Source organism: Algoriphagus halophilus, from assembly GCF_041729275.1.
GTDB lineage: Bacteria > Bacteroidota > Bacteroidia > Cytophagales > Cyclobacteriaceae > Algoriphagus > Algoriphagus halophilus_A.
In genome coordinates, this window is the sequence record NZ_CP146486.1 from 3,935,422 (window position 1) to 3,961,244 (window position 25,823).

Annotated in this window: 27 protein-coding genes and 5 pseudogenes; 24 read left to right on the forward strand and 8 right to left on the reverse strand. The window is 39.8% G+C overall.

Translation table 11 applies throughout. The features are described from left to right. Positions 1 to 89: 89 nt before the first annotated feature. The 7 genes from V8V91_RS21100 (at position 90) to V8V91_RS21130 (ending at position 5,242) form a co-directional block, all read left to right on the forward strand. Positions 90 to 521: a hypothetical protein gene (locus V8V91_RS21100; protein ID WP_373397072.1), complete on the forward strand. Its 432-nt coding sequence runs from the start codon at positions 90 to 92 to the stop codon at positions 519 to 521. Positions 522 to 587: 66 nt separating this feature from the next. After that, complete coding sequence (locus V8V91_RS21105) at positions 588 to 1,763, forward strand: glycoside hydrolase family 28 protein (protein WP_373397073.1); 1,176 nt, start codon at positions 588 to 590, stop codon at positions 1,761 to 1,763. 93 nt (positions 1,764 to 1,856) lie between these two features. Next, entirely contained in the window at positions 1,857 to 2,522 is a 666-nt protein-coding gene (locus V8V91_RS21110) for a rhamnogalacturonan acetylesterase (protein WP_373397074.1), read from the forward strand. Positions 2,523 to 2,767: 245 nt separating this feature from the next. Continuing rightward, positions 2,768 to 3,151 (forward strand): VOC family protein, encoded by a 384-nt coding sequence (locus tag V8V91_RS21115; protein WP_373397076.1) that lies wholly within the window; start codon positions 2,768 to 2,770, stop codon positions 3,149 to 3,151. A 38-nt stretch (positions 3,152 to 3,189) separates the two neighbouring features. Then, the gene (locus V8V91_RS21120) at positions 3,190 to 3,816 is read left to right on the forward strand and encodes an Ldh family oxidoreductase (RefSeq protein ID WP_373397077.1); all 627 of its coding nucleotides are present in this window, start codon (positions 3,190 to 3,192) and stop codon (positions 3,814 to 3,816) included. A gap of 32 nt (positions 3,817 to 3,848) precedes the next feature. Then, positions 3,849 to 4,202 (forward strand): Ldh family oxidoreductase, encoded by a 354-nt coding sequence (locus V8V91_RS21125; protein WP_373397078.1) that lies wholly within the window; start codon positions 3,849 to 3,851, stop codon positions 4,200 to 4,202. Next, positions 4,199 to 5,242, forward strand: a complete 1,044-nt coding sequence (locus V8V91_RS21130) for a Gfo/Idh/MocA family protein (RefSeq protein WP_373397079.1) — start codon at positions 4,199 to 4,201, stop codon at positions 5,240 to 5,242. The genes V8V91_RS21125 and V8V91_RS21130 overlap by 4 nt, the downstream gene beginning before the upstream one ends. Here V8V91_RS21130 and V8V91_RS21135 read toward each other — a convergent pair. Both V8V91_RS21135 and V8V91_RS21140 read right to left on the reverse strand, forming a co-directional pair. Next, positions 5,239 to 6,386 (reverse strand): annotated as a pseudogene (locus tag V8V91_RS21135) (UxaA family hydrolase). The gene V8V91_RS21130 and the pseudogene V8V91_RS21135 overlap by 4 nt on opposite strands. A 41-nt stretch (positions 6,387 to 6,427) precedes the next feature. Further along, entirely contained in the window at positions 6,428 to 6,880 is a 453-nt protein-coding gene (locus V8V91_RS21140; RefSeq protein WP_373397080.1) for a UxaA family hydrolase, read from the reverse strand. Positions 6,881 to 7,164: 284 nt separating this feature from the next. On the opposite strand from V8V91_RS21140, the pseudogene V8V91_RS21145 reads away from it, so the two are divergent. The 3 genes and pseudogenes from V8V91_RS21145 to V8V91_RS21155 all read left to right on the forward strand — a co-directional run bounded on the left by V8V91_RS21145 (position 7,165) and on the right by V8V91_RS21155 (position 9,957). Next, positions 7,165 to 8,150 (forward strand): annotated as a pseudogene (locus V8V91_RS21145) (TRAP transporter substrate-binding protein). A 21-nt stretch (positions 8,151 to 8,171) separates the two neighbouring features. Continuing rightward, positions 8,172 to 8,663 (forward strand): TRAP transporter small permease, encoded by a 492-nt coding sequence (locus V8V91_RS21150; protein ID WP_074222955.1) that lies wholly within the window; start codon positions 8,172 to 8,174, stop codon positions 8,661 to 8,663. Next, positions 8,663 to 9,957: pseudogene (locus V8V91_RS21155) on the forward strand (TRAP transporter large permease). The gene V8V91_RS21150 and the pseudogene V8V91_RS21155 overlap by 1 nt, the downstream one beginning before the upstream one ends. Positions 9,958 to 10,079: 122 nt before the next feature. Here V8V91_RS21155 and V8V91_RS21160 read toward each other — a convergent pair. Continuing rightward, positions 10,080 to 11,711: an ABC-F family ATP-binding cassette domain-containing protein gene (locus V8V91_RS21160; protein ID WP_373397082.1), complete on the reverse strand. Its 1,632-nt coding sequence runs from the start codon at positions 11,709 to 11,711 to the stop codon at positions 10,080 to 10,082. A gap of 564 nt (positions 11,712 to 12,275) precedes the next feature. Here V8V91_RS21160 and V8V91_RS21165 point away from each other — a divergent pair. Continuing rightward, entirely contained in the window at positions 12,276 to 12,872 is a 597-nt protein-coding gene (locus V8V91_RS21165; protein WP_373397083.1) for a hypothetical protein, read from the forward strand. Positions 12,873 to 12,993: 121 nt separating this feature from the next. Here V8V91_RS21165 and sucD read toward each other — a convergent pair whose 3' ends face one another. After that, the gene (gene sucD, locus V8V91_RS21170) at positions 12,994 to 13,875 is read right to left on the reverse strand and encodes a succinate--CoA ligase subunit alpha (protein ID WP_373397084.1); all 882 of its coding nucleotides are present in this window, start codon (positions 13,873 to 13,875) and stop codon (positions 12,994 to 12,996) included. Between the two features lie 130 nt (positions 13,876 to 14,005). On the opposite strand from sucD, the gene V8V91_RS21175 reads away from it, so the two are divergent. From V8V91_RS21175 to V8V91_RS21215, 9 genes and pseudogenes are all read left to right on the forward strand, one after another. Continuing rightward, positions 14,006 to 14,398: a hypothetical protein gene (locus V8V91_RS21175; protein ID WP_373397085.1), complete on the forward strand. Its 393-nt coding sequence runs from the start codon at positions 14,006 to 14,008 to the stop codon at positions 14,396 to 14,398. Between the two features lie 44 nt (positions 14,399 to 14,442). Then, on the forward strand, positions 14,443 to 14,841 hold the full coding sequence (locus V8V91_RS21180) for a hypothetical protein (protein ID WP_373397087.1): 399 nt from the start codon (positions 14,443 to 14,445) through the stop codon (positions 14,839 to 14,841). A gap of 19 nt (positions 14,842 to 14,860) precedes the next feature. After that, positions 14,861 to 15,556: a hypothetical protein gene (locus tag V8V91_RS21185; protein ID WP_373397088.1), complete on the forward strand. Its 696-nt coding sequence runs from the start codon at positions 14,861 to 14,863 to the stop codon at positions 15,554 to 15,556. A gap of 59 nt (positions 15,557 to 15,615) precedes the next feature. After that, positions 15,616 to 15,723, forward strand: coding sequence for a two-component regulator propeller domain-containing protein (locus V8V91_RS21190; protein WP_373397089.1), 108 nt, complete (start codon positions 15,616 to 15,618; stop codon positions 15,721 to 15,723). A 71-nt stretch (positions 15,724 to 15,794) separates the two neighbouring features. Then, complete coding sequence (locus tag V8V91_RS21195) at positions 15,795 to 17,435, forward strand: ATP-binding protein (RefSeq protein ID WP_373397090.1); 1,641 nt, start codon at positions 15,795 to 15,797, stop codon at positions 17,433 to 17,435. Between the two features lie 51 nt (positions 17,436 to 17,486). Then, on the forward strand, positions 17,487 to 18,662 hold the full coding sequence (locus V8V91_RS21200; RefSeq protein ID WP_074222962.1) for an ATP-binding protein: 1,176 nt from the start codon (positions 17,487 to 17,489) through the stop codon (positions 18,660 to 18,662). Position 18,663: 1 nt separating this feature from the next. Continuing rightward, positions 18,664 to 19,294, forward strand: a pseudogene (locus tag V8V91_RS21205) (ABC transporter ATP-binding protein). Next, positions 19,291 to 20,532, forward strand: coding sequence for an ABC transporter permease (locus V8V91_RS21210; RefSeq protein ID WP_373397091.1), 1,242 nt, complete (start codon positions 19,291 to 19,293; stop codon positions 20,530 to 20,532). The pseudogene V8V91_RS21205 and the gene V8V91_RS21210 overlap by 4 nt, the downstream one beginning before the upstream one ends. 33 nt (positions 20,533 to 20,565) lie before the next feature. Beyond that, positions 20,566 to 21,002: pseudogene (locus tag V8V91_RS21215) on the forward strand (hypothetical protein). Positions 21,003 to 21,016: 14 nt separating this feature from the next. On the opposite strand, the gene V8V91_RS21220 reads toward V8V91_RS21215, so the two are convergent. Next, a complete protein-coding gene (locus V8V91_RS21220; RefSeq protein ID WP_373400773.1) occupies positions 21,017 to 21,679 on the reverse strand; it encodes an aminotransferase class IV in 663 nt (220 codons plus the stop codon). A gap of 316 nt (positions 21,680 to 21,995) precedes the next feature. On the opposite strand from V8V91_RS21220, the gene V8V91_RS21225 reads away from it, so the two are divergent. After that, on the forward strand, positions 21,996 to 22,301 hold the full coding sequence (locus tag V8V91_RS21225) for a hypothetical protein (protein WP_373397092.1): 306 nt from the start codon (positions 21,996 to 21,998) through the stop codon (positions 22,299 to 22,301). Positions 22,302 to 22,380: 79 nt separating this feature from the next. Here V8V91_RS21225 and V8V91_RS21230 read toward each other — a convergent pair whose 3' ends face one another. Genes V8V91_RS21230 through V8V91_RS21240 form a run of 3 tightly spaced genes read right to left on the reverse strand, consistent with a single transcriptional unit; the run spans position 22,381 to position 24,021 of the window. Beyond that, positions 22,381 to 22,827, reverse strand: a complete 447-nt coding sequence (locus tag V8V91_RS21230) for a cytochrome c (protein ID WP_205645230.1) — start codon at positions 22,825 to 22,827, stop codon at positions 22,381 to 22,383. Then, on the reverse strand, positions 22,824 to 23,477 hold the full coding sequence (locus V8V91_RS21235) for an SCO family protein (RefSeq protein ID WP_373397093.1): 654 nt from the start codon (positions 23,475 to 23,477) through the stop codon (positions 22,824 to 22,826). Before V8V91_RS21235 ends, V8V91_RS21230 begins: the two co-directional genes overlap by 4 nt. A gap of 4 nt (positions 23,478 to 23,481) precedes the next feature. Further along, a complete protein-coding gene (locus tag V8V91_RS21240) occupies positions 23,482 to 24,021 on the reverse strand; it encodes a CopD family protein (RefSeq protein ID WP_373397094.1) in 540 nt (179 codons plus the stop codon). A 54-nt stretch (positions 24,022 to 24,075) separates the two neighbouring features. On the opposite strand from V8V91_RS21240, the gene V8V91_RS21245 reads away from it, so the two are divergent. Genes V8V91_RS21245 through meaB form a run of 3 tightly spaced genes read left to right on the forward strand, consistent with a single transcriptional unit; the run spans position 24,076 to position 25,463 of the window. After that, positions 24,076 to 24,348, forward strand: coding sequence for a hypothetical protein (locus V8V91_RS21245; RefSeq protein ID WP_373397096.1), 273 nt, complete (start codon positions 24,076 to 24,078; stop codon positions 24,346 to 24,348). Next, positions 24,320 to 24,481 carry a hypothetical protein gene (locus V8V91_RS21250; RefSeq protein WP_373397097.1) on the forward strand — a complete coding sequence of 54 codons (162 nt, stop codon included), beginning with the start codon at positions 24,320 to 24,322 and terminating at the stop codon, positions 24,479 to 24,481. The genes V8V91_RS21245 and V8V91_RS21250 overlap by 29 nt, the downstream gene beginning before the upstream one ends. A gap of 52 nt (positions 24,482 to 24,533) precedes the next feature. Continuing rightward, positions 24,534 to 25,463, forward strand: a complete 930-nt coding sequence (meaB, locus tag V8V91_RS21255; protein ID WP_373397098.1) for a methylmalonyl Co-A mutase-associated GTPase MeaB — start codon at positions 24,534 to 24,536, stop codon at positions 25,461 to 25,463. Positions 25,464 to 25,823: the final 360 nt, after the last annotated feature.

Below are 25,823 nucleotides of genomic sequence, written 5' to 3' on the forward strand. Positions count from 1 at the left end.
AGAAAAAGTAACCTGTGATGTCATGCTTTTGGTTTTTTGATTCAAAAAAACAGGAGTACAAAAAGTAGCAAAAAAATAAGACCCAAAATATGAAGCCATTAAAATGTATTTGCTTTCTGAGCCTTCTGGTCCTAGTAATCAGAAAGGATTTAATTGCCCAGGAATCTATTCAATCGATCTATGATGGAGTAGAGTTTGAAATGCCTAAAGTAAAAGAAACCAGATTTCCTGAATTAGAGAAAAGCATTGTGGAATTTGGAGCGGTAGGAGATGGCTTAACCAAAAACTCAAATGCCTTCAAAGCTGCCATAGAAGAAGTGGCAAGATTGGGAGGAGGAAAAGTGATGGTCCCTAGGGGGATTTGGTTGACTGGTCCTATTACCTTGCTGAGTAACATCAATCTACATTTGGAAGATGGGGCCTTGATAATATTTAGTAAGGATAAGGATGACTATCCATTGGTAGAAACCAGTTTTGAAGGCCTTAATACCATCAGATGTATATCACCCATTAATGCTTAGCGCGTAGAAAATATTGCGATTACGGGAAAGGGGACAATAGATGGAAGCGGAGATGCTTGGAGGTCGGTGAAAAAAGGGAAAATGACGGAGAGCCAATGGAATAACTTAGTGAAATCAGGAGGGATTGTAGAGGGGTCAAACTGGTTTCCATCTCAGTCTTTTTTGGATGGATACAATGCTAGTAGCAGTTTCAATGTGCCAGATATTACTGATCGCAAGGAATTGGGAAAAATGAAAGATTTTCTCCGTCCAGTGATGATCAGTATCCGGGAAAGTAAACGGGTTTTATTGGATGGTCCTACTTTTCAGAATTCACCAGCCTGGAATATCCATCCATTGATGAGTGAGGATGTAATTATTCGAAACCTGAATGTCCGAAATCCTTGGTATTCTCAAAATGGGGATGGCTTGGACCTGGAATCTTGTAAAAATGCACTGATTTATAACAATACCTTTGATGTTGGAGATGATGCCATTTGCATCAAGTCCGGTAAAGACCAAGATGGTCGAGACCGAGCAATTCCTACAGAGAATGTGATCATTAAAAATAACATCGTTTATCATGGACATGGAGGTGTGACAGTGGGAAGTGAAATGTCCAGCGGAGTGAAAAACATTCATGTTTCAAACTGCACTTTTATCGGCACAGACATAGGGTTGAGATTCAAAAGTACCCGTGGACGTGGAGGAGTGGTGGAAAATATCTGGATTTCCAATATAGATATGATTGGAATCCCAACAGAAGCGATCGGGTTTAATATGTTTTATACTGGGAATAGCCCCATCATTGAGGAAGATCAAAGTGAAGAAGATGAGGCGAGAGAAGAGAAGATGATGCCAGTAACCGAGGAAACTCCTGTTTTTCGAAATATCAGCATGAAAAATATCCAGGTGACCAATTCGGAAACAGCAGCTTTCTTTATGGGTTTGCCTGAGATGAAGCTTGAAAACGTGAGATTGGAAAATGCTATTTTAGAGGCCAAAAATGGAATTACGGCCATTGATGCGGCAGGTCTTGAATTGATCAATGTACGTGTTTTGGGTACTGATGAAGTACCACTGACAATCTACAATAGCCAAGGAGTCACTGTTAGTGGTTATGAATTTGAGAAAAATGGAAAACCAGCCGTTCGGATCTTGGGCAATTCTGATCAAATTGAATTAGATCAAGCAGATTTTTCAAGTCCAGATCAGATTTCAAAAGGAAATGGTCTACCAGCCTCTGCCGTAAAATTGAAATAAGATGAAGTTATTTGTGATCCTACTTTCTCTATTCTCACTAGGTTTTGCTGTGATTATTAGTGATAAAGTTTCAAGAGAAGAGATTACTTTTTTATGGTCGGAGACTCGACCATGGCGGATAAACCATATGCTGGAAGTAATCCCGAAAAGGGTTGGCGACAGGTATTTCCTTTGTATTTCAAAGAGGGGATTCGTTTTGAAAATCACGCCAAGAATGGAAGAAGTACCAAAAGTTTTAGGGATGAAGGCAGGTGGGATGTAGTGATGGAACGATTGCAGGAAGGAGATTATGTGATCATTGAATTTGGTCATAATGATCAGAAAATAAATTCTGAGGATCGCTATTCTTTTGCGGATTCTACCTATCGGGATAATTTAATTCGATTCATTAAAGATGTCAGAGGCAAAGGAGGTAATCCCATTTTAGCGACTCCCATTTCGAGAAGAAGCTTCGATGAACATGGAGACTTGATTGATACTCATGGTAGGTATTCGGAAGTAGTAAGAGAGTTTTCAGAGGAATATGAAGTGCCTTTGTTTGATTTGCATGCAAAAACAGTTGAGCTCCTCCATCAATTTGGAGTAGAAAAATCCAAGGAGTTATTCCTTCATTACCGATCTGGTGATTATTCAGCGTTTCCTAAAGGAAAAGAAGATAATACTCATTTGTCTCCAACAGGAGCTTTCAAGGTATGCGATTTAGCAGTGGAAGAATTAAAGAGAGAGCTTCCTGAGCTAGTCAAGTTTTTAAAAGACTAAGTTGATGAGGAAAAGGTCTTTACCCTATTACTAATTTGCCCAAAATACGTTCCTATGAATTTTATTCGAATTCAGTTTTTCTTTCTGCTTTATGAGCCCTGGTTTCAACCTACCATTGATCTGATGGATGGCTTTTTAAGCAAGGTTTTAAACGATTAATATCCCTTGAGTAGGGATTCGAAGCTTGTTCCTGCCAAACTTTTCATTTCTGATGAGTAACTTGATAAAAAAAATCAGACCAATCCATGAAATTTGAACACTTTGCCATCAATGTTCCCGATGCAAAAGCGACTGCTCTTTGGTACGAAGAACATTTAGGTCTCACAGTAAAAAAGAAAATGGAGGAAGCTCCAAATATGATTTTTCTGGCAGACGATAGCGGAACCGTCATGCTGGAACTTTACAATAACCCAAAAGGGGAAACCCTGGAATTTGAAAAATTACACCCCCTTGCGGTCCATATTGCTTTAGTGTCCCAAGATCCTACGGGGGATAAAAACCGGTTAATAGCAGCTGGGGCCACAGAGTTTTCAGATGATATATTACCGGATGGATCCCATTTAGTAATGCTGAGAGATCCTTGGGGCATCTGTTTACAATTATGTAAAAGAGCCACTCCCATGATTTAATAGTCGAGCTTAAGAATGGAGAATTGTTACATCTACCTATGAATGATCTGAATATAAGTTTTGAGGAACTGTCAAAGACATTGGAAAGTGTGCTGCAGCGCTATGGCTTTGATGCCCAAAGAGCTGAAAAATGTGCACTGCTTTTTGCTCAAACGGATCTTGATGGGGTTCGGTCTCATGGCGTAAATCGATTTTTGAAACTTCTGGAATTTATTCGGAAAGGATATGTAAATCCTACAAAGGAACCTGAAATAGAAAGCAATCTAGGGGTGTTTGAGCGTTGGGATGGTCAATTGGGAGTAGGAAATCTAAATGCTGACTTTGCCATGGAGAGGGCGATCAAGATTTCCGAGCAATTAGGGATAGGCTGCGTCGCTTTAAAAAACACCAACCATTGGATGCGTGGGGGAAATTTTGGTTGGCAGGCGGTAAAGGCAGGTAAAATTGGGATTTGCTTTACCAATACCAAAGCAAATATGCCCGCTTGGGGAGGTAGTGAACCTAAGCTTGGGAACAATCCATTAGTGATAGGGATACCCCGATCAGAAGGCCCAGTGGTGTTGGACATGGCCATGTCCCAATTTGCCTATGGGAAACTTTCTGTGTTTTCAATGGCAGGAAAAAAGCTTCCTATGCAGCTGGATTTGATTAGGAGGGGAATCTGACTAATGATCCGAAGACCATCATCGAAAATGAAATGGCACTTCCGGCAGGTATGTGGAAAGGAGCAGGATTGTCCTTGGTTCTGGATCTCTTGGCCGCTTTACTTTCTGGTGGCGATAGTACGCATGAAGTAGATCAATCCGGTGAAGAAATAGGGCTTTCCCAGGTATTTTTATGCTTTGATCCAAAGAAATTGGAATTAGAAGATTGGTTCGATCAAAAAGGAAATGAGATTATTAATGAACTCAAAAGTTCCAAGGTGTTTGAAGGAAAGGAAGTTTTGTATCCGGGAGAGAATGTCCTAAGAACTAGAGAGAAAAATAGAGTAGAAGGAATTCCTGTCAACAGGGAGGTCTGGAGTCAAATTTTAAATGAGTTACAAAAATGAAAAAATTCGGAATTGGAATAGTAGGTACAGGATCCATCGCGGTGAAACATGCACAGGCAATTGAAGAGTTAAAAGGAGCGGAATTGGTAGCACTTTTTAATCCGAACTCTTCCAGTGCCCATGCAGCGAAGGAATTATTTTCAGCTCCTGTATATACCGAATTAGATGAATTTTTAGGCCTTCCGAATTTGGATATAGTTTGCATTTGCACTCCAAGTGGAATTCATTTGGAGCCAGGAGTAGCTGCAGCTAGGGCTGGAAAGCATGTGATGGTAGAGAAGCCTATTGAAATCACCTTGCCGAGAGCCGATCAATTAATTGCAGCATGTGAGGAAGGTGGGGTTCAGCTGGCTGTAATTTTTCAAAATAGATTCGCGGAAGATTTCATCAAACTAAAGAGGGCAGTTGTCAATGGGGTATTCGGAAGATTGTTGGTAGGCAATGCCTATGTCAATTGGTTTAGGGATGATGCCTATTATGCCACCAGTAAGTGGAAAGGTACGTTGAAAGCCGATGGGGGAGGAGCCCTTATCAATCAGGGGATCCATACCATTGATTTACTGTTGGATTTAATGGGGGATGTGGCTCATGTATACGCGCAAGTCCAAACCACCCTCTATCCGATTGAAGGTGAAGATTTGGGAATGGGCTTGGTTCAATTCAAAAATGGGGCCCTGGGGAATGTAACCTCTGCAACCGCCTTGTATCCGGGATACCCAGAACGAGTAGAGATCTTTGGGACCAAGGGAAGTGCAATCCTGGAAGGAGGTAAGCTCATTGCCTGGAATATCAAGGGAGAAGAAGCTTCAGAAATAAAAGGGGAGGCAGGTTCAGGCTCAGGTTCTTCAGATCCTAATGCCATTGGTTACCAATTGCACCTTCAACAATGGGAATTGTTTTTAAAAGACATCAAGAATAACTCAACACCTACAGTAGACGGGAAAACTGCAAGAAAATCAGTAGAGTTGATTCGGGCCATGTATCAATCTTCCAAAACTGGTCAAAAAGTAGAATTCCCTTTCAAAGACAAAGCAGGTTAAAGGGATACTCCTCTTTTCCAAGGAATAAAATCATCTTGCCCCAAGTGCTGGGCTTTGGTCATTTCTCCACTTGCGACAGCAATGACCTGCTCTAAAATTTCCTCCCCCATTTGCTGAATGGATTTCTCTCCAGAAATCACATGCCCCGTGTTGACGTCGATGATATCTGGCATCCTTTCAGCCAAGCGGTGGTTGCTGGATACTTTGATCACTGGTGTGATTGGATTTCCGGTGGGAGTGCCTAGACCTGTAGTGAAAAGAATCACATTGGCTCCAGAACCAGCCATTGCAGTAGTGCTTTCCACATCATTCCCAGGGGTGCAAAGCAAATTTAGACCTGGTTTCCTGACGATTTCTCCGTAGTCCAGTACATCTGTAACCGGAGAGGTGCCGCCTTTTTTGCAGCTCCTGAAGATTTCATGGCATCCGTGATCAATCCATCTTTGATGTTTCCAGGAGAGGGATTCATGTCAAAACCGGAACCTACTGCCTCTGCCGCAGCAGCGTAGGATTTCATTAATGCTGAAAATTTTTCTGCACTTTCATGGGTTACGCATCGGTTGATCAGTTCTTGTTCCACTCCGCATAATTCGGGGAATTCAGAAAGAATTGCCTTTCCACCAAGCGCGACGATAAGATCCGCAGCATATCCCACAGATGGATTGGCTGAAATACCCGAAAAACCATCTGAACCGCCACATTCTAACCCCACCGTCAATTTACTCAATGCAGCGGGTTGCCTGCGTAATTTATTTACCTCAGCTAATCCTAGGAATGTTTCTTTGATGGCATGGGTCAATAATTGCTGCTCAGTTCCTTCCTTTTGCTGCTCCAACATGATCAATGGCTTTTGGAAATCAGGATTCATCTCTTTCAGTTTCTGTTCTAAGATGGAAGCCTGTGCATTTTGACATCCCAAGCTCAAGACTGTTGCTCCAGCGGTGTTAGGATTATTGATGTATCCAGCCAGTAAGGTGCAAAGGGCCTCGGAATCCTGTCTTACTCCACCACACCCTCCCTGATGATTTAGAAATTTAATGCCATCTATCTGTGGAAATAATTTCAAATCTTTCCTTTCTGTAAATGTGGAAACTGAAAGATTGGCGATTGCTGCTTGGTCTCCCGCTTGGTAGTGCAAAGCCATTTCTTTGACCAGTTGCTTGTATGGGTTAGGTTTGGTAAATCCTAATTCTTCCAAAAAGCTTCTTTGATGGTGTCTACATTTCGATTTTCACAAAATACCAAGGGAATAACCAACCAGTAATTACCCGTTCCAACCTGTCCATCACTTCGATGAAAACCTTGAAAGGTCCTATTTTGAAATTTACTTACATCAGGTGCTTCCCAGTGGTAATCTTCCGTTTTTCCCCCAAAGCTTTCAGCTTCATGGGTGACATTGGATGTAGTCAGGGGGTGGCCTGAAGGAATATCTACCACCGCTTTGCCCACGATACCTCCATACATATAAATCAAATCTCCTTGGTGAAGGTCCTCCATTGAGAATTTATGTTTAGCGGAAACCGGTGCCTGTAAGATTCCCTCTACACCTTCAATGGAATAAAGTTCTCCTGCTGCTAAATCCTGTAAGGCTACAAGGACATTGTCTTTGGGATGAATTCGTACTATTCGATGGTTCATGGGTTTAATAGCTTATATTGTGCAATCGATTGCGCAAAGATAAGGTTTCTTTGGTAAAAGAAAAGAATGAAAAATTATTGTATTGCTATCTCGGTGATAGAGTATTCAGGGATTTTGAGGAAAGGAGCTAAAAAGAATAGAATTCAGTTTTCTTTCAGGACATTTTTAAGCTTAGACAAGAAATTACCCTTGTATACCGGTTTTTAAATCGATTCCGTAAATCATCGGGCAACTGAGTCAGGAAAAAGTTATTATTGTTAAATGCCTATATTTCAAATAAACCCATGAAAAGAACCCTCTCCATTTTAGTAATCACCATTTTTTTAGGAGTTCTTCCGTTTTCCTGTTCCTCTCCGCTCAAATTTAAGATCATCAAACTAGGTCATGCCCAGGTGGTTAGCCATCCCGTACATGAGGCAATGCTGTTTATGGCCAAACAAATTGAGAAAAATCAAATGGAAAAATCAAGGTCAAAGTATATCCTAACCAGCAGTTAGGCTCCGAAAGGGAATTGCTCGAACTGCTTCAAATTGGAAGTTTGGGTATGACCAAAGTATCTGCGGCTGCTTTGGAAGGCTTTGCTCCGACCATGCAGGTGTTTGGAATGCCCTATTTATTTAGAGATGATGAGCACCAGCGAAAAGTGTTGGAAGGTCCCATTGGTAAACAACTGCTCCTAGATGGAGAAGAGTTTTGGCTTCGGGGATTATGTTATTACGATGCAGGGAAAAGAAGTTTTTATACCAAGGATAAACCCGTAGAAACTCCTGAGGACTTAGCTGGTCTGAAAGTACGGGTAATGGAGAGTGTGACGGCATCCAATATGGTAAAAGCACTTGGAAGTTCACCTACACCGGTTTCCTATGGGGAATTGTATACGGCTTTGCAACAAGGGATCGTGGATGCTGCGGAAAATAATCCTCCAAGCCTTTATACTTCCAAGCACTATGAAGTTTGTAAATATTACAGTCTGGATGAGCATACAGCCTTACCAGATGTGGTCATTATCAGTACCAAGGTATGGGAAGATTTGACTGAGGAAGAGCAACAATGGGTACAGGAGGCAGCGGACGAATCTGCGACCTATGAATATAAACTTTGGGAAGAATCCTCTGCAGAATCCATGCGTGAACTGGAAGCCGCAGGAGTGACCATTACCTATCCTGATAAAGAGCCTTTCCGGAAAGCGGTGGAAGGTGTTTATGACCAATTGAAAATAGATCAGCCTGAAATTTATGAAATTGTTCAGGCCATTAGAGATGTGAAATAATTAACCCAAGATTCTTTATACATGTTTTCATTAGAAACAAAATCCAAACTTGATAAACTGATCTCGCATCTGTTGGTCATCTTGATGGCCTTGATGGTGATCAATGTGACTTGGCAAGTTACTTCAAGGTATATTTTTAAAGACCCTAGCTCTTTTACAGATGAACTTTCTAGATACATGATGATCTGGGTAGGGATGCTTGGGGCAGCTTATGTGGCAGGTAAAAACGAGCATTTAGCCATCGATATACTTCTGACGAATTTAAAAGAGAAAGCTCAGGATAAATTGATGATCCTGATCAGTGTGTGTATTCTGGTATTTGCCATTGTAGTGATGGTTATTGGCGGATCTAATTTGGTATACATCACTTTTATTCTTGGTCAAAAGTCCGCTACCCTTCAAATTCCCTTAGCCTATGTATATGGTATTATTCCATTTAGCGGGTTGTTAGTCACGTACTACCAGGTAGTATTTATTATTCAATTGTTCCACTCTATCCAAACAGCTGAATAATGGAAATTCTTAGCGTTTTAGTACTGGTATTATCATTTATTTTCTTTTTAGGAATTGGTGTTCCTGTGGCTTGGAGTCTGGGACTTTCGAGCATGTTTACTTTAATGGTAACGGTAGCTTCTATGCCTGCCATTACCACCGTAGCCCAACGAATGGGGACTGGACTGGATAGTTTCTCCTTGCTGGCGATTCCATTTTTTATTTTGGCGGGAGAGCTCATGAATCGAGGAGGGATTGCCAATCGCTTGATAAATTTTGCAAAGGCCCTTACAGGAAGACTCCCGGAGGATTACTTCATGTGAATGTCATTGCAGCCATGTTGATGGGAGCCATTGCAGGTTCAGCTGTAGCGGCAGCATCATCTATGGGAGGTATTCTGGGGAAAAGAATGGAAAAAGAAGGATATCCAAAAGAGTTAGGAGCTGCTGTAAACATCACCTCATCTACAACTGGATTGATCATACCTCCATCCAATGTGTTGATCGTCTATTCTTTGGCCTCAGGAGGGGTGTCCATTGCTGCTCTATTTGTGGCAGGATATCTTCCAGGCTTATTGGTGGGATTGTTGTTAATGATCACTGCAGCGGTGATGGTCAAAATAAAAAAATTACCTGCAGGAGAGGCTAGCTCTTTCAAGCATTTATTGAGCACTTTCTGGAAAGCAATTCCAAGTTTATTCTTGTTGGTTGTGGTGATTGGTGGGATTATCGGAGGAGTATTTACAGCAACCGAGGCCTCTGCCATTGCAGTAGTATATAGCTTAGCTCTTTCCATGATTTATAGGGAAATAGGAGTAAAGGATCTACCTGCTGTATTGTTGAAATCTGCTGAAACTACCGCGGTAGTGATGTTGCTTATCGCTACATCCATGGCCATGTCTTGGGTGATGTCGAGTGAGGAAATTCCTCAAAGCATTTCCAATTCCTTGTTATCCCTGAGCGATAATATTTTCGTGATCCTGATCATGATCAATGTGTTGCTTCTATTTGTAGGGATTTTTATGGATATGACTCCTGCAGTACTGATTTTCACACCTATATTTTTACCGGTTGTTACTTCTTTGGGTATCGACCCTGTTCATTTTGGTATTATGATGGTGCTAAACCTTTGTATTGGTCTTTGTACTCCACCGGTAGGCTCCGTATTATTTATTGGAGTAGGGATAGCCCAAACTACCATACAGAAGGTAATCAAGCCCCTACTTCCGTTTTTCTTTGCGATGATCTTAGCCTTGGCCTTGATTATGATATTCCCTGAAATATCACTTTGGCTACCCAGGGTATTTGGGCTTTAAACCTGAATTAACGGAAAACAAAAAATGCGGAGGCTTTAAACCTTCGCATTTTTATTATAAGGAATAAAACTGATAGAAATAGAATCAATTACGCTTGACTGTAATCTAAAACCTAAGATCTTTTATCTTTCTACCTCTTTCAAGTTCTCCATCTTTTTGTTTCTTAAGAATCCATTGATGTCTTCAAAGTGTTCTTTTACGCGCTTATTTCCGAATTCAAAGACCTTCGTCACCAAGCCATCCAAGAAATCACGGTCGTGAGAAACCACAATCAAAGTACCGTCAAATGCTTTTAAGGCATCTTTGATAATGTCCTTGGTTTTCATGTCCAAATGGTTGGTGGGTTCATCGAGAATCAGCAAGTTGACAGGTTCCAGCAATAGCTTCACCATGGCCAAACGTGTTTTCTCACCTCCGGAAAGTACCTTCACTTTCTTGTTGATGTCATCTCCTTTGAACATGAAAGCACCCAGGATATCCTTTACTTTCGTTCTGACTTCCCCTACAGCGATTTGATCAATCGTTTCGAAAATGCTAAGCGTTTCATCCAGCAAGGAAGCCTGATTCTGGGCAAAGTAGCCGATCATGGAATTGTGGCCTAATTCACATTTTCCTTCAAAGTCTATTTCTCCCATGATCGCTTTGATCATGGTTGATTTACCCTCTCCATTTTTACCGACAAAGGATACTTTTTGACCTCGTTCAATAGTCATAGAAGCATTTTTAAAAACGACATGGTCTCCATAGCTTTTACTCATTTCGTCTACGATTACCGGATAATTTCCAGATCTTGGAGAGGGAGGGAATCGAAGTTTCAAGGCGGAAGTATCCACTTCGTCCACTTCAATGATTTCCATTTTTTCCAGCATTTTTACCCTGGATTGAACCTGTAAAGTTTTGGAATAGGTGCCTTTGAAACGATCTATGAAAGCTTGGATATCGGCAATGGTTCTTTGCTGCTCTTCGTAATGCTTTTGCTGTTGTTCACGACGTTCTTTCCTTAACTCTAGGTAATGGCTGTATTTCGCCTTGTAATCGTAAATACGCCCCATGGTTACCTCTATGGTTCTTGTGGTGATGTTGTCTACAAAAGCCCGGTCGTGGGAAATTACCACTACCGCTTTGGCTTTATTCATCAAGAACTCCTCGAGCCATTGGATGGATTCAATATCCAAATGGTTGGTCGGCTCATCGAGAAGGATCAAATCTGGGTTTTGTAAAAGGATTTTGGCCAATTCAATTCTCATTCTCCAGCCTCCGGAAAATTCTGAAGTTAGCCGAGTGAAATCTTCCCTTACAAATCCAAGTCCTAAAAGAACTTTCTCTACTTCTGCTTCATAATTGACTTCTTCGATCGCGTAGAATTTCTCACTCAATTCAGAAACTTGCTCGATCAGTTTGTAATATTCCTCAGATTCGTAATCGGTTCTCACTGTCAGTTCTTCATTGATCCGATCGATTTCAGTTTTCATATTCAGATAGCTGGCGAAAGCTTTGGAAGTTTCTTCCATCACCGTACAATCATCCGAGGTCAACAAATGCTGTGGCAAATAGGCCACGACAAATCCTTTCGGAGCTGAAACAGATCCTGATGTAGGTTTGGATTGACCGGCAATAATTTTGAGTAGGGTGGATTTCCCAGCTCCATTCTTCCCCATCAAGGCAATTTTGTCGGTCTCATTGATGGCAAAAGAAATATTACTAAAGAGTGTAGAACCGCTATGTTCAACGGCTACATTATCTACTGAAATCATAATTATCTGAATTGAAGCGGCAAAGGTAAGAAATTGAAAATATAAATATTGAAAGATTGAAAAATTGGAAAACCTGAACCCTAATTCCTAAAGGTGGATAGATTAGTTTGAAGTTGTGTCTTTTGGATTCAGATTTTCTCAATGAAAGAGGTTTGGAAAATAAAAACTACAAAAACCATCAATCAGCATTTTGCAGAAAGTAAAGGAAAATTGGTGCTGCGACTAGAGGTTCTATTGAAGAGAGATCTTGGGCGTTTATAATTGCTGAGTTAGTAAAAGGAGTGAGATTCAAAGCGAATTAGTTCGAAAACTCAATGTTAACAGAGCCTATATTTCGAAGATTGAAAGAAATGAGCAGTGATTGGAATCAGAGTCTCAACTCAAAAAAAATGATGGAAAAAGAAGTCGGCGTAAAGCTTAGTATTATAGAGAAATTGTTTTATTCCTACATTTTTAATCGAAATAGAAAGGAGCTTTTTTTTTGGAAAAGAATTGGTAACTAGATTGTTAAATAATCCGGTTTGTAAAAAGATTTTAATTCTCATCTCAACCAAAACCGAGTTCATGATGACAAGATATTATAAATTTTTACTTCTGACCTTAATGTCAGTTTTAGTGCTATCGAAAAATGAGTTAGTTGCTCAAGAGGAGGAGCAAAGAGAATCTAAAGCGGAAATTTTTACTGCCAAAAATTCTGTTTTTGTAGAAACTTTATGGCCTTCTTTTTCTTATTCCTTAAACTACGGTCGGATATTTTACCAAATAGGTAAACTCAAGTTGTCCGCTAGGGCAGGATTCTCTTTGCTATACAACAGTAGAACTGAACCAACTTCATCTTATTGGGCACCATTCATACCATTCGAGTTAACGGGTTTTTGGGGTAAATCAAAGCATCATTTAGAGTTAGGGTTAGGGTTCTTTGCGATTAGAAATAGGCGCTATTTCTTTGATGAAGATTTTCCAAACAATATCAGAGAAGAACCCTACTGGGGTAAAACACTTGTCCCAAGGATTGGATATAGGTATCAAAAGCCTGAAGGAGGTTTCTTTATTGCGGGAGGATATACTCCTACGTTTTCTATTGAAAATTTAGAAGGTGGTGCTGAAAATGGTGAATTTAATCCCTTTGGACTAAGCATAAGTTTAGGATTAAGTTTCTGAAGTGTTAAACCACTTAGTCAATCTACGGAAGTCATTTCCAGAAATAAAAAAAAACCGCTCCGAACTCAATCAAAGCGGCTTTTAAAACATCCGACATCAAACATCGGACATCATACATTTATTAAGCATCTACACCCAAAGCTTTCGCCATGGTAGCACCGATCTCTGCTGGAGATTCTGCTACGTGGATTCCATTTTCTCTCATGATTCTCATTTTAGCCTCAGCGGTATCATCTGCTCCACCGATGATGGCACCAGCGTGTCCCATTCTTCTTCCCGGAGGTGCTGTCTGACCAGCGATAAATCCTACTACAGGTTTTTTGTTTCCAGTTTCACGGATCCACTTTGCTGCTTCAGCTTCGTAGTTACCCCCGATTTCACCGATCATGACGATTGCGTCAGTCTCAGGATCTTCCATTAGCAACTGAACAGCCTGTTTGGTAGAAGTTCCGATGATAGGGTCACCACCGATTCCAATAGCGGTAGAAACACCTAATCCCGCTTTGGCGACTTGATCAGCAGCTTCATAAGTTAAAGTACCTGACTTGGATACAATGCCGATTCTACCTTTTTTGAATACAAAACCTGGCATGATACCCACTTTAGCTTCTCCTGGAGTAATCACTCCTGGGCAGTTTGGTCCAATTAAGGCAGCTCCTCTTTCTTTGATGTAAGGCTTAGCTTTCATCATATCGGCTACAGGAATTCCTTCTGTGATTGCGATGATTACTTTGATCCCAGCATCAGCAGCTTCCATAATCGCGTCTGCAGCAAAAGCTGGTGGTACGAAAATGATGGATGTATCAGCACCAGTCTTCTGAACGGCTTCTTCTACAGAGTTAAAAACAGGTTTGTCCAAATGGGTAGATCCACCTTTTCCCGGAGTTACACCACCGACTACGTTTGTTCCGTACTCGATCATTTGCTGTGCGTGAAAAGAGCCTTCCGACCCGGTGAACCCTTGTACGATCACCTTGGAATTTTTATTTACTAGTACACTCATGATGCGATTTCTAAAGTTTGGCACAAAAATAAAAGAATCGGCTCGCTGACAAAAGAAATGAAGAACATTATCTAGTGAATTTGACGACGCAATTCTTTTTTATCTTAGTCTCCCAAATTACGCCTATTAAATGAGAATATTCCTTACTCTTCTTATTTGTTTTGGATTGACCTTCCTGGGAAGAGCTCAGAATTTCAAATACAACTCTCAACCAAAGGGCGTGGAGCTCCCTGTCCAAAATGTTTTGCAAATGGAACAGGATACTTTGGGAAGAATGTGGTTTTCCACACCCATGGGGATTCATTATTCAGATGGAATTGAGACTTTTTCATTACCTGACTCAATTTTAAAGGAATTCAATTATAGAATGTCCATTCATCTTGACGAAGAGGGAATGATATGGCTTTACAACTCCAATGGATTGCCAAAATTGATAAAAGGAGGGTACGGGACCTGGGAGTATGTGGATCTACCCGTAGAATTTAATGCGAAATTCAGCTCAGGGATAAGTCTTTTTCTTTAGGGAAGGGAAATGAAGCACTGTATTTTCTAGACACCAAATACCAATTGATTGCATGGAATTCATCCAATAAAGTCATCCATGAAGTAGAAAGAAAATTTGAGAATGAAGGGCAATTAGGTTCTGCTCTTATTATTGAAGGTGAAATTCTGTTGTTTTTTGAAAAAGGAGTTTTTACTCTTTCGGGAGATGAGTTGATTTCAAAGGAATTGGAAGGCATTTCTTTACCATCTGCTCCATTTTTGGTCAAATGGAACGAGGCTCAGAAAATGTATTATTTTTTGGGAAGAGAGTATTTGGCAGAAGGTAAGAGTCCACTTATTCCTGAAAAATACTGGACAAGAATTTTTCTGAACAAGAATATTCCTCTTTGGACTTTTATGATCTTTTTTCGATCAAGATGCCATCTTTTATCATTTCAATTCCCAATTATTCAAGTACTCTGAGAAATACAGATATCCTTTAATGATTGATTTAAGAAGTGAGTTGAGAGTATATGCGATCCACAAAGGAATGATTGATAGGGAAGGAATATTATGGATAGGAACTAGTAGGGGACTGGTGAATTTCCATAGCCTGGTTTTTCAGAATTATGGAATAGGGCAAGGAGATTTATTGGCAGAGGAAGTAACAGCCATTGGAAATCTAGGAAATGGTGAATATTTGTTTGGTTTCAATAATGGGATCCAAAAGTATTCCCGTCTAGCCGTAGAAACGATCTATAGAGATCCTTACCCTGATGGGAATCCGACCCAGCGCATCGTCAATTTTAATAACGATGGTCAGGGAACCGTTTGGTTTTCTTCCAATTGGGGAGGAGTTGGAAAATATAATATACGGTCAGGCAAAATAAGCTTGATACAACCTCCTCCTGGTGTAAATATTTCCTTTGTGAAAGTAGAAGGAGATTCACTCATCATCACAGGGCCTGGTAATATTTACATTTCTTCCATCCATAGCCCCTCTTCCAAAATTTATGATCATGATATCCGCGAGGAAGTAAGTGCTCTATTGAATAATAGGATTTTTTACATGAGAAAAGCTGGGAAGCTTTCAGATGGAAGAATTGTAGTAATGAAAGCTAGTCAAACTTCCAATGAAAAATCATTTCATGAAAATGATCGGATGTTGGTGAGTGATGGCTATGATTTTTGGAACTAGAGCCCAATCGAATCCTTTTTGCTACTGAATCTGGCCTAAAGATTCTAGAAGATGGAGAAATGAAGCCATTTAGAATTGATGGACAGATTATTTCAAGGCCAGTATATGCCTTGTTGAAGGATAGCTATGAAAGACTATGGGCGGGGACAGATGATGGAGTGTTCTAATAGAAAACAATACTCTGAATCATTTCAACGAGAAAAATGGACTAATAGGAAATGAAATCAACCGAGGAGCTTTGCTGGAAGCATCTCAAGGAAGAATTATGATAGGGACATTGAAAGGGATTTCTTTGTTTTTTTCAGATGAAAGTTATAATTCCAGCGGATCACCAAGTGTGATTTACCACTCAATAGTTTTGGATGGGGAACGCTTAGATCCAGATGAAGAACTTGAGTTTCCCTATGAGAAAAATTCCTTTGAGGTGGATTACTCGGCGATTGGATTTAATCAAACCAAAGATCTATGGGTGTATTATCGTTTAAATCCCGAAGATGATTGGTCAATCATCAAAGATCCTAAATCCACCGCATTATATTTTACAAATTTACCTTATGGGAATTATCAGCTTGAATTGAAAGCATCCTATGAAGGAGAGAATTTTTCTAAAACGGTGACTTCTGCTCCTTTTTCTATTCTTAAACCAATTTATCTTCAGACCTGGTTTATTTTGCTTTGGGTTTTATTTCTGATTGCTTTAGGGATTTTGATTAGTACATTTTTTAGGCAGTTCCAGAGAGTAGGGGTGTTGAAATCTGCATTCGATCAAAAATCCAAGGAAAAACAAATAGCTGAGGTTCAGTTTAAGAATGTGTGGACAAGTTCTAAAGATGGCTTGATGCTTACGATTGATGGAAGAAAAATCGTGACTGTTAACCCAAGCTTTGCCCAAATTGTAAAAATGGAAGTATCCGAGCTTGAAAACACCCAAGTAATTGATCTTTTCAGTTACCCCGAATATTTCACGAAATACATCAGCTCATTTTTAAAACGGGTACTAAAAAGGAAGAATGAAGGGTTTACCTATGAAAGTATGGTTCCTTGGAAGTCGGGTGATCTGGAGATGGAAGTCTTTTCTATCTTGATTCAAGAGAACTTCGAAGGGAAGAATTTGATATTGAGTGTATTTAGGGATGTTTCCTCTAAAAAGGCCATTGAACAAAAATTACGGGATGCCAAAGATAAAGCAGAGCAGGCCAATCGATATAAAACCAGCATGCTCTCCAATATCAGCCACGAAATACGCACACCCCTGAATGGGATTTTGGGAGGGACGGAACACATTATGATGATGAGAAAAGATGATACTGAACTCATTTCTCAATTGGATATCATATTACAAAGTGGTGAAAGGCTTTTGAACACCATTACATCCCTGTTGGACATTGCCAAGATAGAGGCTAATAAGATGAATGTGGTGTATACTCAAGTAGATATTAATTCATACTTGGCCACTATCGTGACCCCTCTGAAAAATCTTGCCTTGAGAAAGGGATTGGTTTTGAAGACTTCTTTTCTAAAAAGCCCATTCATAGGTAAAATTGATAAGCGATTTATAGAGATGATTTTGAATAACTTGATCAGTAATGCCATTAAATATACGGATCAGGGAGAAATCAAATTGACGGTAGATAGGAGAAAAAATAATATGATATTGTCCATTGAGGATACAGGAGTTGGGATGTCTGAAGAGTTTCTAAGGAAAGCGTTTCAACCTTTTGAGCAGGAAAGCACGGGGAATCAGCGTTTATATGAAGGGACAGGATTAGGTTTAAATATCACCAAAAACTTAGTTTCCTTACTCAATGGAGAAATCTCCATTCAGAGTTCAAAAGACACTGGAACCACCGTCACCTTAGAAATCCCATTGCCAGATTAATAATTTTTGTATTTTCAAACTTGATTAGTTTTACGCCCCCTATTAATTCGAATGTTTAGTTTAAAAATCCTCATCGTTGAAGATGATTCAGTATCTGCTTTATTGCTAAAAAGAGCGCTTGAGAAAAATAATCATGATATCATTGGAATTGCTGATTCTGGTGAAAAGGCCTTGGATATTTTAGAAGAAAATATCGCAGATATCGTGATGATGGACATCAATTTGGCTGGTGAATTGGATGGTATTAAAACCACCGAGATTGTCAATGAAAAGTATGATATCCCAGTTGTTTATTTAAGTGCTAGCTCTGATGCAGAAACACTAAACAAGGTGGTAGGAACGAATCCCAGTGCCTATGTGATTAAGCCTTTTAATATCAGGGAATTGAATATGGTGATCGAACTGGCCATTTTCAAGGACCGAAAAGAAAAGGAATTACAAAAACTCAACAATGAACTGGAGGAAAAAGTAAGGCAACGAACAGCGGATCTTCATGAGGCCAATAAGGAACTGACCAAAGCTTTAGAAAAAGAACGGGAAATCAATGAATTAAAATCCCGAATTGTCCTCAACGTTTCCCACGGATTTAAAACACCTCTTACCTCCATATTGAGTTCAGCTCAGCTACTTCAGATCTACGCGGAAAAAGATCATCCTTTCAAACTGAAAATAAGTAAACATGCCTCCAAAATCGAAAACTCGGTAAGGGCATTGAATAATTTGCTTACAAGTGTCTTGTTCTTTGGGAAAGCGGATGCTGATAAGATGAAGTATAAACCAAAGAAGATGTTTTTAGGTGCTTTTGTCAAAGAAGTGCTGGATACCGTAAAAGCAGGGGTTGAAAATGGTGTTACTATTAAAACTACACTTGGAGAACTACCCAAAACTATTGTTTCTGATTATGATCTTTTATATCAGGTATTTGAGAATTTATTATCTAACTCGGTGAAGTATTCAAAAGATGGGCAAGTAGTGAATTTCTCCCTGAAATTTGAAGACAATCAATTAAAAGCATCCTTTACAGATCATGGAATTGGTATACCTAAAAAGGAACAAGGTCAATTGTTTGACCGATTCTTCCGAGCACATAATGTAGGAATAATAGAAGGTTCAGGTCTTGGACTGTCCATTGTCAAAAAATGTGTGGAGGTTTTAAAAGGAGAGATTACCTTTGAGAGTGTTGAAAATAAGGGGACGACATTTTATGTGTCCATCCCCGTAGAATAATATGCTGCTAAGTTCAAAGAATTTATCCTTTACTTATCCAGGGCAAAAAACACTCTATTTTGAAGATATTCAGTTAAATGAAAAAGAGAGTTTATTGGTGCTGGGAAAATCGGGTAGTGGGAAGACTACCTTGCTCAATTTATTGGCCGGTTTAGCCAAGCCGACAAGGCCAGATTCAGATAGCGAATCAACCTTTTTCTGATTTTTCAGGGCAGAAACTGGATTTGTTTAGAGGGCAAAATATTGGAATCGTATTTCAAAAACCTCATTTATTAGCTCCACTTTCAGTGTTGGATAACCTTCGAATGGCTAATTTCTTTGGAAAGAAAAAGAATGAGAGGCTGGAGCAACTATTAGAGGATTTAGGGCTTTCGCATAGAAAAAATGCCTCGGTGTTAACACTTAGTGAAGGAGAGGCTCAGCGGGTTTCCATCGCAAGAGCATTGGCGAATGAACCAAAATTGATCCTGGCTGATGAGCCCACCTCCAGTTTGGATGATGAAAATACAGAAAAGGTCATTCAATTATTGAAAGAGCAATCCAGTAAAATTGGAGCCGCCATGATTATCGTGACCCATGATCAGCGGGTGAAAAATCATATTTCGAATTTTATGGAAGTAAAGGCCTCATGAATTTGTTCAAGCTGAGTTGGAAATATTTGACTTTTAGACCTTTCTCCACTGGGTTGAATGTATTGTTGTTGGCCTTGGGGCTTGCCATTATTGCAGTTCTTTTACTGATGCAAGATCAGTTGGAAAAGAAAATGAATCAAGATGCTGAAGGGATTGATTTGGTCGTGGGAGCAAAGGGAAGCCCATTGCAGCTGATACTTTCAAGCGTTTATCATATCGACTTTCCTACCGGAAATATTTCTTTAAGTGACGCTCAGTCTTTGACCAGGAACAGATTGGTGAAAAGTACCATTCCTTTGGCCCTGGGCGATAATTACCAAGGATTTCGAATTGTAGGGACCAATTTGGATTATCTGGACCTTTATCAAGTTGATTTTGAAAGCGGGAACTCATGGACCCGGCCTTTTGAAGTGGTAGTTGGATCAGAGGCAGCCTTGAAGCTTGGATTGGATACAGGGGATGAGTTTATGGGAAGCCACGGAATTAGTGAAGGAAGCCATGACCATGATGCTAATTATTTCAAAGTTGTAGGCATTTTAAGGCCCAAAGGGAATGTGATCGATCGATTGATCTTGACTAGTATTGAATCAGTTTGGTATACACATGAAGAGGAAGGTGAGGCTGAAGATCATGAGCCTATGCTTGATTCAGAGATTACTTTGCACGGTCTTCCTAAGACAGCAGGGGATGAAAGAAAAGAAATCACCTCCCTTCTGGTTCAATATCGAAACCCGATGGCAGCCATTCAGCTTCCCCGATTTGTGAATTCACAGACCAACATGCAGGCAGCATCTCCTACTTTTGAAATGTCACGGCTTTTTGAATTATTGGGAGTGGGAGTCAGCATGCTTAAGGGATTAGCTTTTGTATTAATTGGGATTTCTGGCCTTGGGATTTTCATTGCTTTGTACAATTCCCTCAAAGAAAGAAAGTACGATTTGGCGATCTTAAGAGCCATTGGAGCCACACGTTTACAATTGTTGCTTTTGATCTTTTTGGAAGGGTTTATCCTTACCTTTTTAGGAGCGGTGTTGGGGATTTTAATGGGACATGGCTTCTTGGCTCTCCTGATTTCTCAAAATCAATCAGGCGTAATGATGAGTATTCAGCCATGGATTTTCTTAAAATCAGAACTTTGGATAGTAGCTTATGCGTTAATGGTGGGTATATTAGCCTCTGTCATTCCTGCAATTGCTGCTTATCAAACAAGTATTGCAAAGCAGCTTACAAAGGCTTAACTAGCGTAATAATTATTAATGAAGGGTAAAATGATGAAGAAATTAGGGTTTGTTTTTGTAGGATTATTCTTGTGTTTTTCTGCGACTTCTTTTGCGCAGGAGAAAAATGTGTGGCGAAGTCTTTCCGAAGTTTCTTATAAGATAAGTGAAGATCAATTTGGAGAGCTTTATGTCCCTGTCTTTTCAGACGAATCAAAAAACTAGAGGGTACTGTAGTAGAAGCAGACGGGTATATTATTCCTTTTGAAGGGATGTTTAAGCCAGAGCATATAATTTTATCCAGCCTTCCATTGGCGGAATGTTTTTTCTGTGGCTCAGGAGGCCCGGAAACAGTGATGGAGGTGATGTTAACAGACCCAATTAAATACACTTCAAAACGAGTAAAAGTAAGAGGGAAATTGGTTTTAAATGGGAATGACCCAGAAAAACTCATGTATATCCTGAAGGATGCTCAATTGATTTCAGAATAAAAAATGTCCCTTTTTTACAGGGACATCTCTTTTTCCAATATTCTGAACTTTTTCAATATATCCATAGATACTGGACCAGGTCTTCCATTTCCAATGGTATGTTCATCAATTTGGGTAACCGGTAATAAAACTTTGGTGGTACTGGTGATAAATGCTTCGTCTGCCTCAATCGATTCTGTCAGGGTAACAGGTCTGATTTCTACCTTGTCTATTAACTGAAGCACATGTTTTCTGGTGATCCCGAGAAGAATATCTTGATCGGGTGTGATCACCGTGCCATTTTTGACAATGAAAAAATTACTTCTCGAGCTTTCACTCACATAGCCATTGTGATGGTACAAAACATCTTCTGCTCCTTCTTTTTTCCATCGCATACTATCCCAGACTGATAGGGCATAGTTGGTGGTTTTGATGTCGGCAATAGGCCGGATGTAATTCAGGCTTAATAGTTTGATGCCTTTATTATATTTCTCTTCGCTTGGGAATATTAAGGATTCTGGGAAGATGAACAGTTTTCCTTCTGCAGGAGAGAAATGGTTTTCAGAGATGCCGCCCGTTAGAAGCATTCTGAAACCTCCTTGCTCCATGTCGTTTTTGTCAGTAAGTTCTTTGATGATCTGCTTGAGATCTTCTCTGGAATAGGAAAGAGGTAAAAATGTTTTTTCTGCCGAGCCGATAAATCGATCAAGGTAATGCTCTAAAAAAGAGGGGTATAATTTACTGACCTAAAGAAATCAAAAATTCCATAGCCTCTGATTAATCCCAGGTCCATGGGATGAATTTGCGCCTTTGAGGAATCGATGATATTGCCGTCAGCAAAGCAAAATGGTTTCATGTGGATAGATTTTAAGGGTCTTCAAAATTACAGGATACTTTGATATATTTTTAACTTTTTAAAACCTCTTAACTTTTTAGATTTAAAAAAGAATAAATAGTACCTTTGGTGTAGTAATTGCCCTAATCATGATTCGATATATTTCTTCTTTAACTTTTATGTTATTAGTAGTACTAGCTTCCTGTGGACCTAGCATCCAGGAGCAAAATTTGATGATGCGTGAAAAAATTATTGAGATTCATGATGAAGTAATGCCGATGATGGGCAGGTTAAAAAGTCTTGAGAAAAAGGCTAATCAGGAAATTGATCGATTGGAAGAAGAAAATCCAGATACCGCCCGAATTGAAGAATTAAAGGTGTTGGCAGTGGACTTGAATGCAGCATACGATGGAATGTTTGATTGGATGCATCAATATGAGGCAACTGATGGAGATAGAACGCCAGAAGAGGTGAAGGTTTTTTAGATGAACAACTGATCAAGATTTCGGAAGTCAATGCTCAATTTAAAGAGGTGTTGACCAAAGCTGATGAAATGCTTCCCAGTTAAAATTCCGGCTTAGCTTTCAAGTATTTTTCTACATCAGATGAAGTGATCTTCCCCTCTTCTAATCCCCAGATATTATACAGATAGGTGCTGATCTGAGAAATTTCCAAAGGGGTCAACCTAGGACTTGCTGGCATCTCTTGATTGTAAATTTTACCATTGACCGTAATTTCTCCTTTTTGTCCGTATTTCATGATCCAAACACTTCTATGGATGCTTGCTTTGAAATAATCGGAATCCTTAAGAGGAGGAATTAAATTTCCTAATCCCTCTCCATTGCTCTGATGGCAGTTTCCACAATGATTTTCATACAGTGTTTTTCCTGCAATTGCATATTTCATCACTTCTGGATCTGAAATTTTGGCTAGCGTATTTTCTTCATTGGATGATTTTGGAGCACAAGCAAAGAAGAAAATTGGAAGCATCAGGAAAATCAATCCTTTCATTCTCCTAGAATTTTTGGGATATCATTCATTAATTTGGTGACTTGGTCTTCTTTGGTTCCATCGTACACCCCTCTAATCCTACCTTTTTGGTCGATGAGTAAAAACGCACCACTGTGCAAAAAGCCACCGGCTTCATTTTGGTCCTCCATGGCGGTAGTCAAGTAGCTGGTTTGTCCTATTTCAAAGATCTTTTCGGAATCTCCTGTCAAGAAATTCCAAGTGCTTGCATCTGGAATCCCCAATTTGACAGAATAGTCTTTCAAAACTTCCTGCGTATCGTGTCTTGGGTCAATAGAATGACTCAAAATTTTGAAGTTTGAGTGGTCTTTGTATTGTTCATAGACCCTTAACATCTCCTTTTTCATGATGGGACAAATCGTAGGGCAGGTAGTAAAGAAAAAATCAGCTACATATACTTTGCCATTCACATCTGAATTGGTAATGGTGTCTCCGTCCTGATTCACAAATTCAAAGTCGGCTATGGTATGATACACGGTGTCCTTCAGGATTTTTCCCTCGATTTCGATTTCATTGACATGGAAATTACCAAGGATTGGTAATGGTCCTTCGTTTTCCACAGGTGCAGGATTGCATTGCCATAAACTGAAGGCAATTATGGTGAATAATGGGATGCTAACTTTGAATTTCATGGGATCATGAATTTTTATTTCTGTATTTTTTATAAATCCTGATGGCAATCATTAGGGTGATTCCAAGGCCTATCAAACCTAATAAACCCCAAACCATGCTGAGCAGATTTTTAAGAACTATGAGGAAAACTATTGCAAACAGCAATAAGGTAGATGCCTCATTCCATATCCTCAACTGAGTTGAGCTCCATCTAGTTCTACCAGCTTGTAATTCTTTGAATAATTTATGGCAACCAAAATGATAGCCATAGAGCAGAAGAACAAAAGCTAATTTGGCATGCATGAATCCCATTTCTAAATAACCCATTCGGTAACTTAGGACCCAGGTTCCAAAGATTAACGTGAGAATGGCTGAGGGCCAGGTGATAATATACCAAAGTCTGGAAGCCATCAAGTCAAGCTGAGGCTTTAGAATGGCACGTTCCTGTTCCGGTCGCTCCATTGCTTCCGTCTGATAAATAAATAATCGAACGATGTAGAAAAGCCCTGCAAACCAGGTGACTACGAAAATGATGTGTAAAGCCTTTATGTACTCGAATCCCATTGTCAGAATTTTCGGCTAAATTAAGGTCTAAACCTCGTAAACCCTCTTAAGTTCTTGAAAAGCTCAAAATTGATTTTCTATTTATTGACTTTATTGGTCCTTGTTCTTGTTTTTTGGATCGGGATGGAAAGTCTGACTCAACCTGGATTGGAACAGTTTGAAGGGAAATATACTCCCATCTCCAATTATCGAAATGAGAATAATACAGGACCAGTTGTTCGGATTATTGCTGTGAAAGCCTTGGATACGGACCAGGAATGGATGAGGGCATTTGGGGATTTTCAACCGCACACCAAATATGGAAGGACCCTGGTTTTTTTTCTCTGAGGAAGTAACTCAGAAAATTAGTCTTTCTCCAACTCCTCCTTATTTTTCTTCTGGATATATTCCCTACCTCATTGCCACCTATGAAAAAGGTCCCATGGGAGATGTGAAATTTATAGAAGGATATCCAGAATGAAGAAAAGATTAAGCCTAGAAGCATTTAAATCCGGATTTTAAAAGGAGATAGGGTGGTACTAAGCCGCGCCATCACTTTGGTGGAAAGTAGTCTGGAACAAGATGAAAAATTAGCTTCTCAGTTAGTTCAGGATATTTTACCAGCTACAGGAAAATCAATCCGTATCGGGATTACGGGAGTTCCAGGGGTTGGGAAAAGTACATTTATAGAATCCTTTGGGAATCTTTTATTGGAAAAAGGTAAAAAGCTTGCTGTTCTGGCTATTGACCCAAGTAGTCAAAAGAGTAAGGGAAGCATCCTTGGAGATAAAACCCGAATGGAAAAATTGTCTTTGAATAAAAATGCCTTTATTCGGCCCAGCCCTGCTGGAGATACCTTAGGGGGAGTGGCAGCTAAGACTAGGGAAGCCATGCTTTTATGTGAAGCAGCTGGATATGATGTGATTTTGGTGGAAACTGTGGGAGTAGGACAGTCAGAAACTTCCGTCAAAAACATGGTGGATTTCTTCCTATTGCTTGTCTTAGCAGGTGCAGGTGACGAGCTACAGGGAATCAAAAAAGGAATTATGGAAATGGCTGATGGAATCGTGATCAATAAAGCAGATGGGGATAATTTAGTGTTGGCAAAAAAAGCTAAATCCACGTATCAAAATGCCTTGCATTTATTTCCTCTTAGTGAAAGTGGTTGGACACCTCCTGTTTCTATCGCATCTTCCATTACCAATTTTGGATTGGATAAGATCTGGGACATGATTTCAAGTTATGAAGCGATTACTTTGGAATCTGGGTTTAAGGAGAAAAATAGGTCTGAACAACGGATGAAATGGCTGGAGGAGAGTCTTCAGTTTTTATTGATTCACAGATTTCTGGAAAATTCCCAAATTCAAACCAAACTTGCTTCGGAAAAAGTGAAAGTCCAATCAGGTGAAGTGAGCCCACTTTCTTTGGCAAGAGAATTGATGGATTTATTTTTTAAAGATTAACGATTTTTCCCATGAAGGCTTTATCTATCATCATACTTCTTGCTTTGATAAGCTGTCACCCTTCCAAGGAGGAAAGGCAAAGTTTAAGTTTTTCAAAGAAAGAATTTGTCACTGAACCCTGTTCTGCTGAGCCCTGTGCAAAAGTAAGAATTGGCTGGGAGGAAGCTGTTGGGGCCGATGCAGGAACTCACATCAATAAGACTGTCCTTAGCCATTTGTTGGCTTATTTTAGGCAAGACACCGCCTTTGCAGATTTGGAAACAGCTGCAAAGGACTTTGTGGCCTCCTATAATAGGTTCAAACAGGATTTTCCTGATTCTCCAGGGGGTGGACGATTGAAATTGACTCAGAGAAAACGTA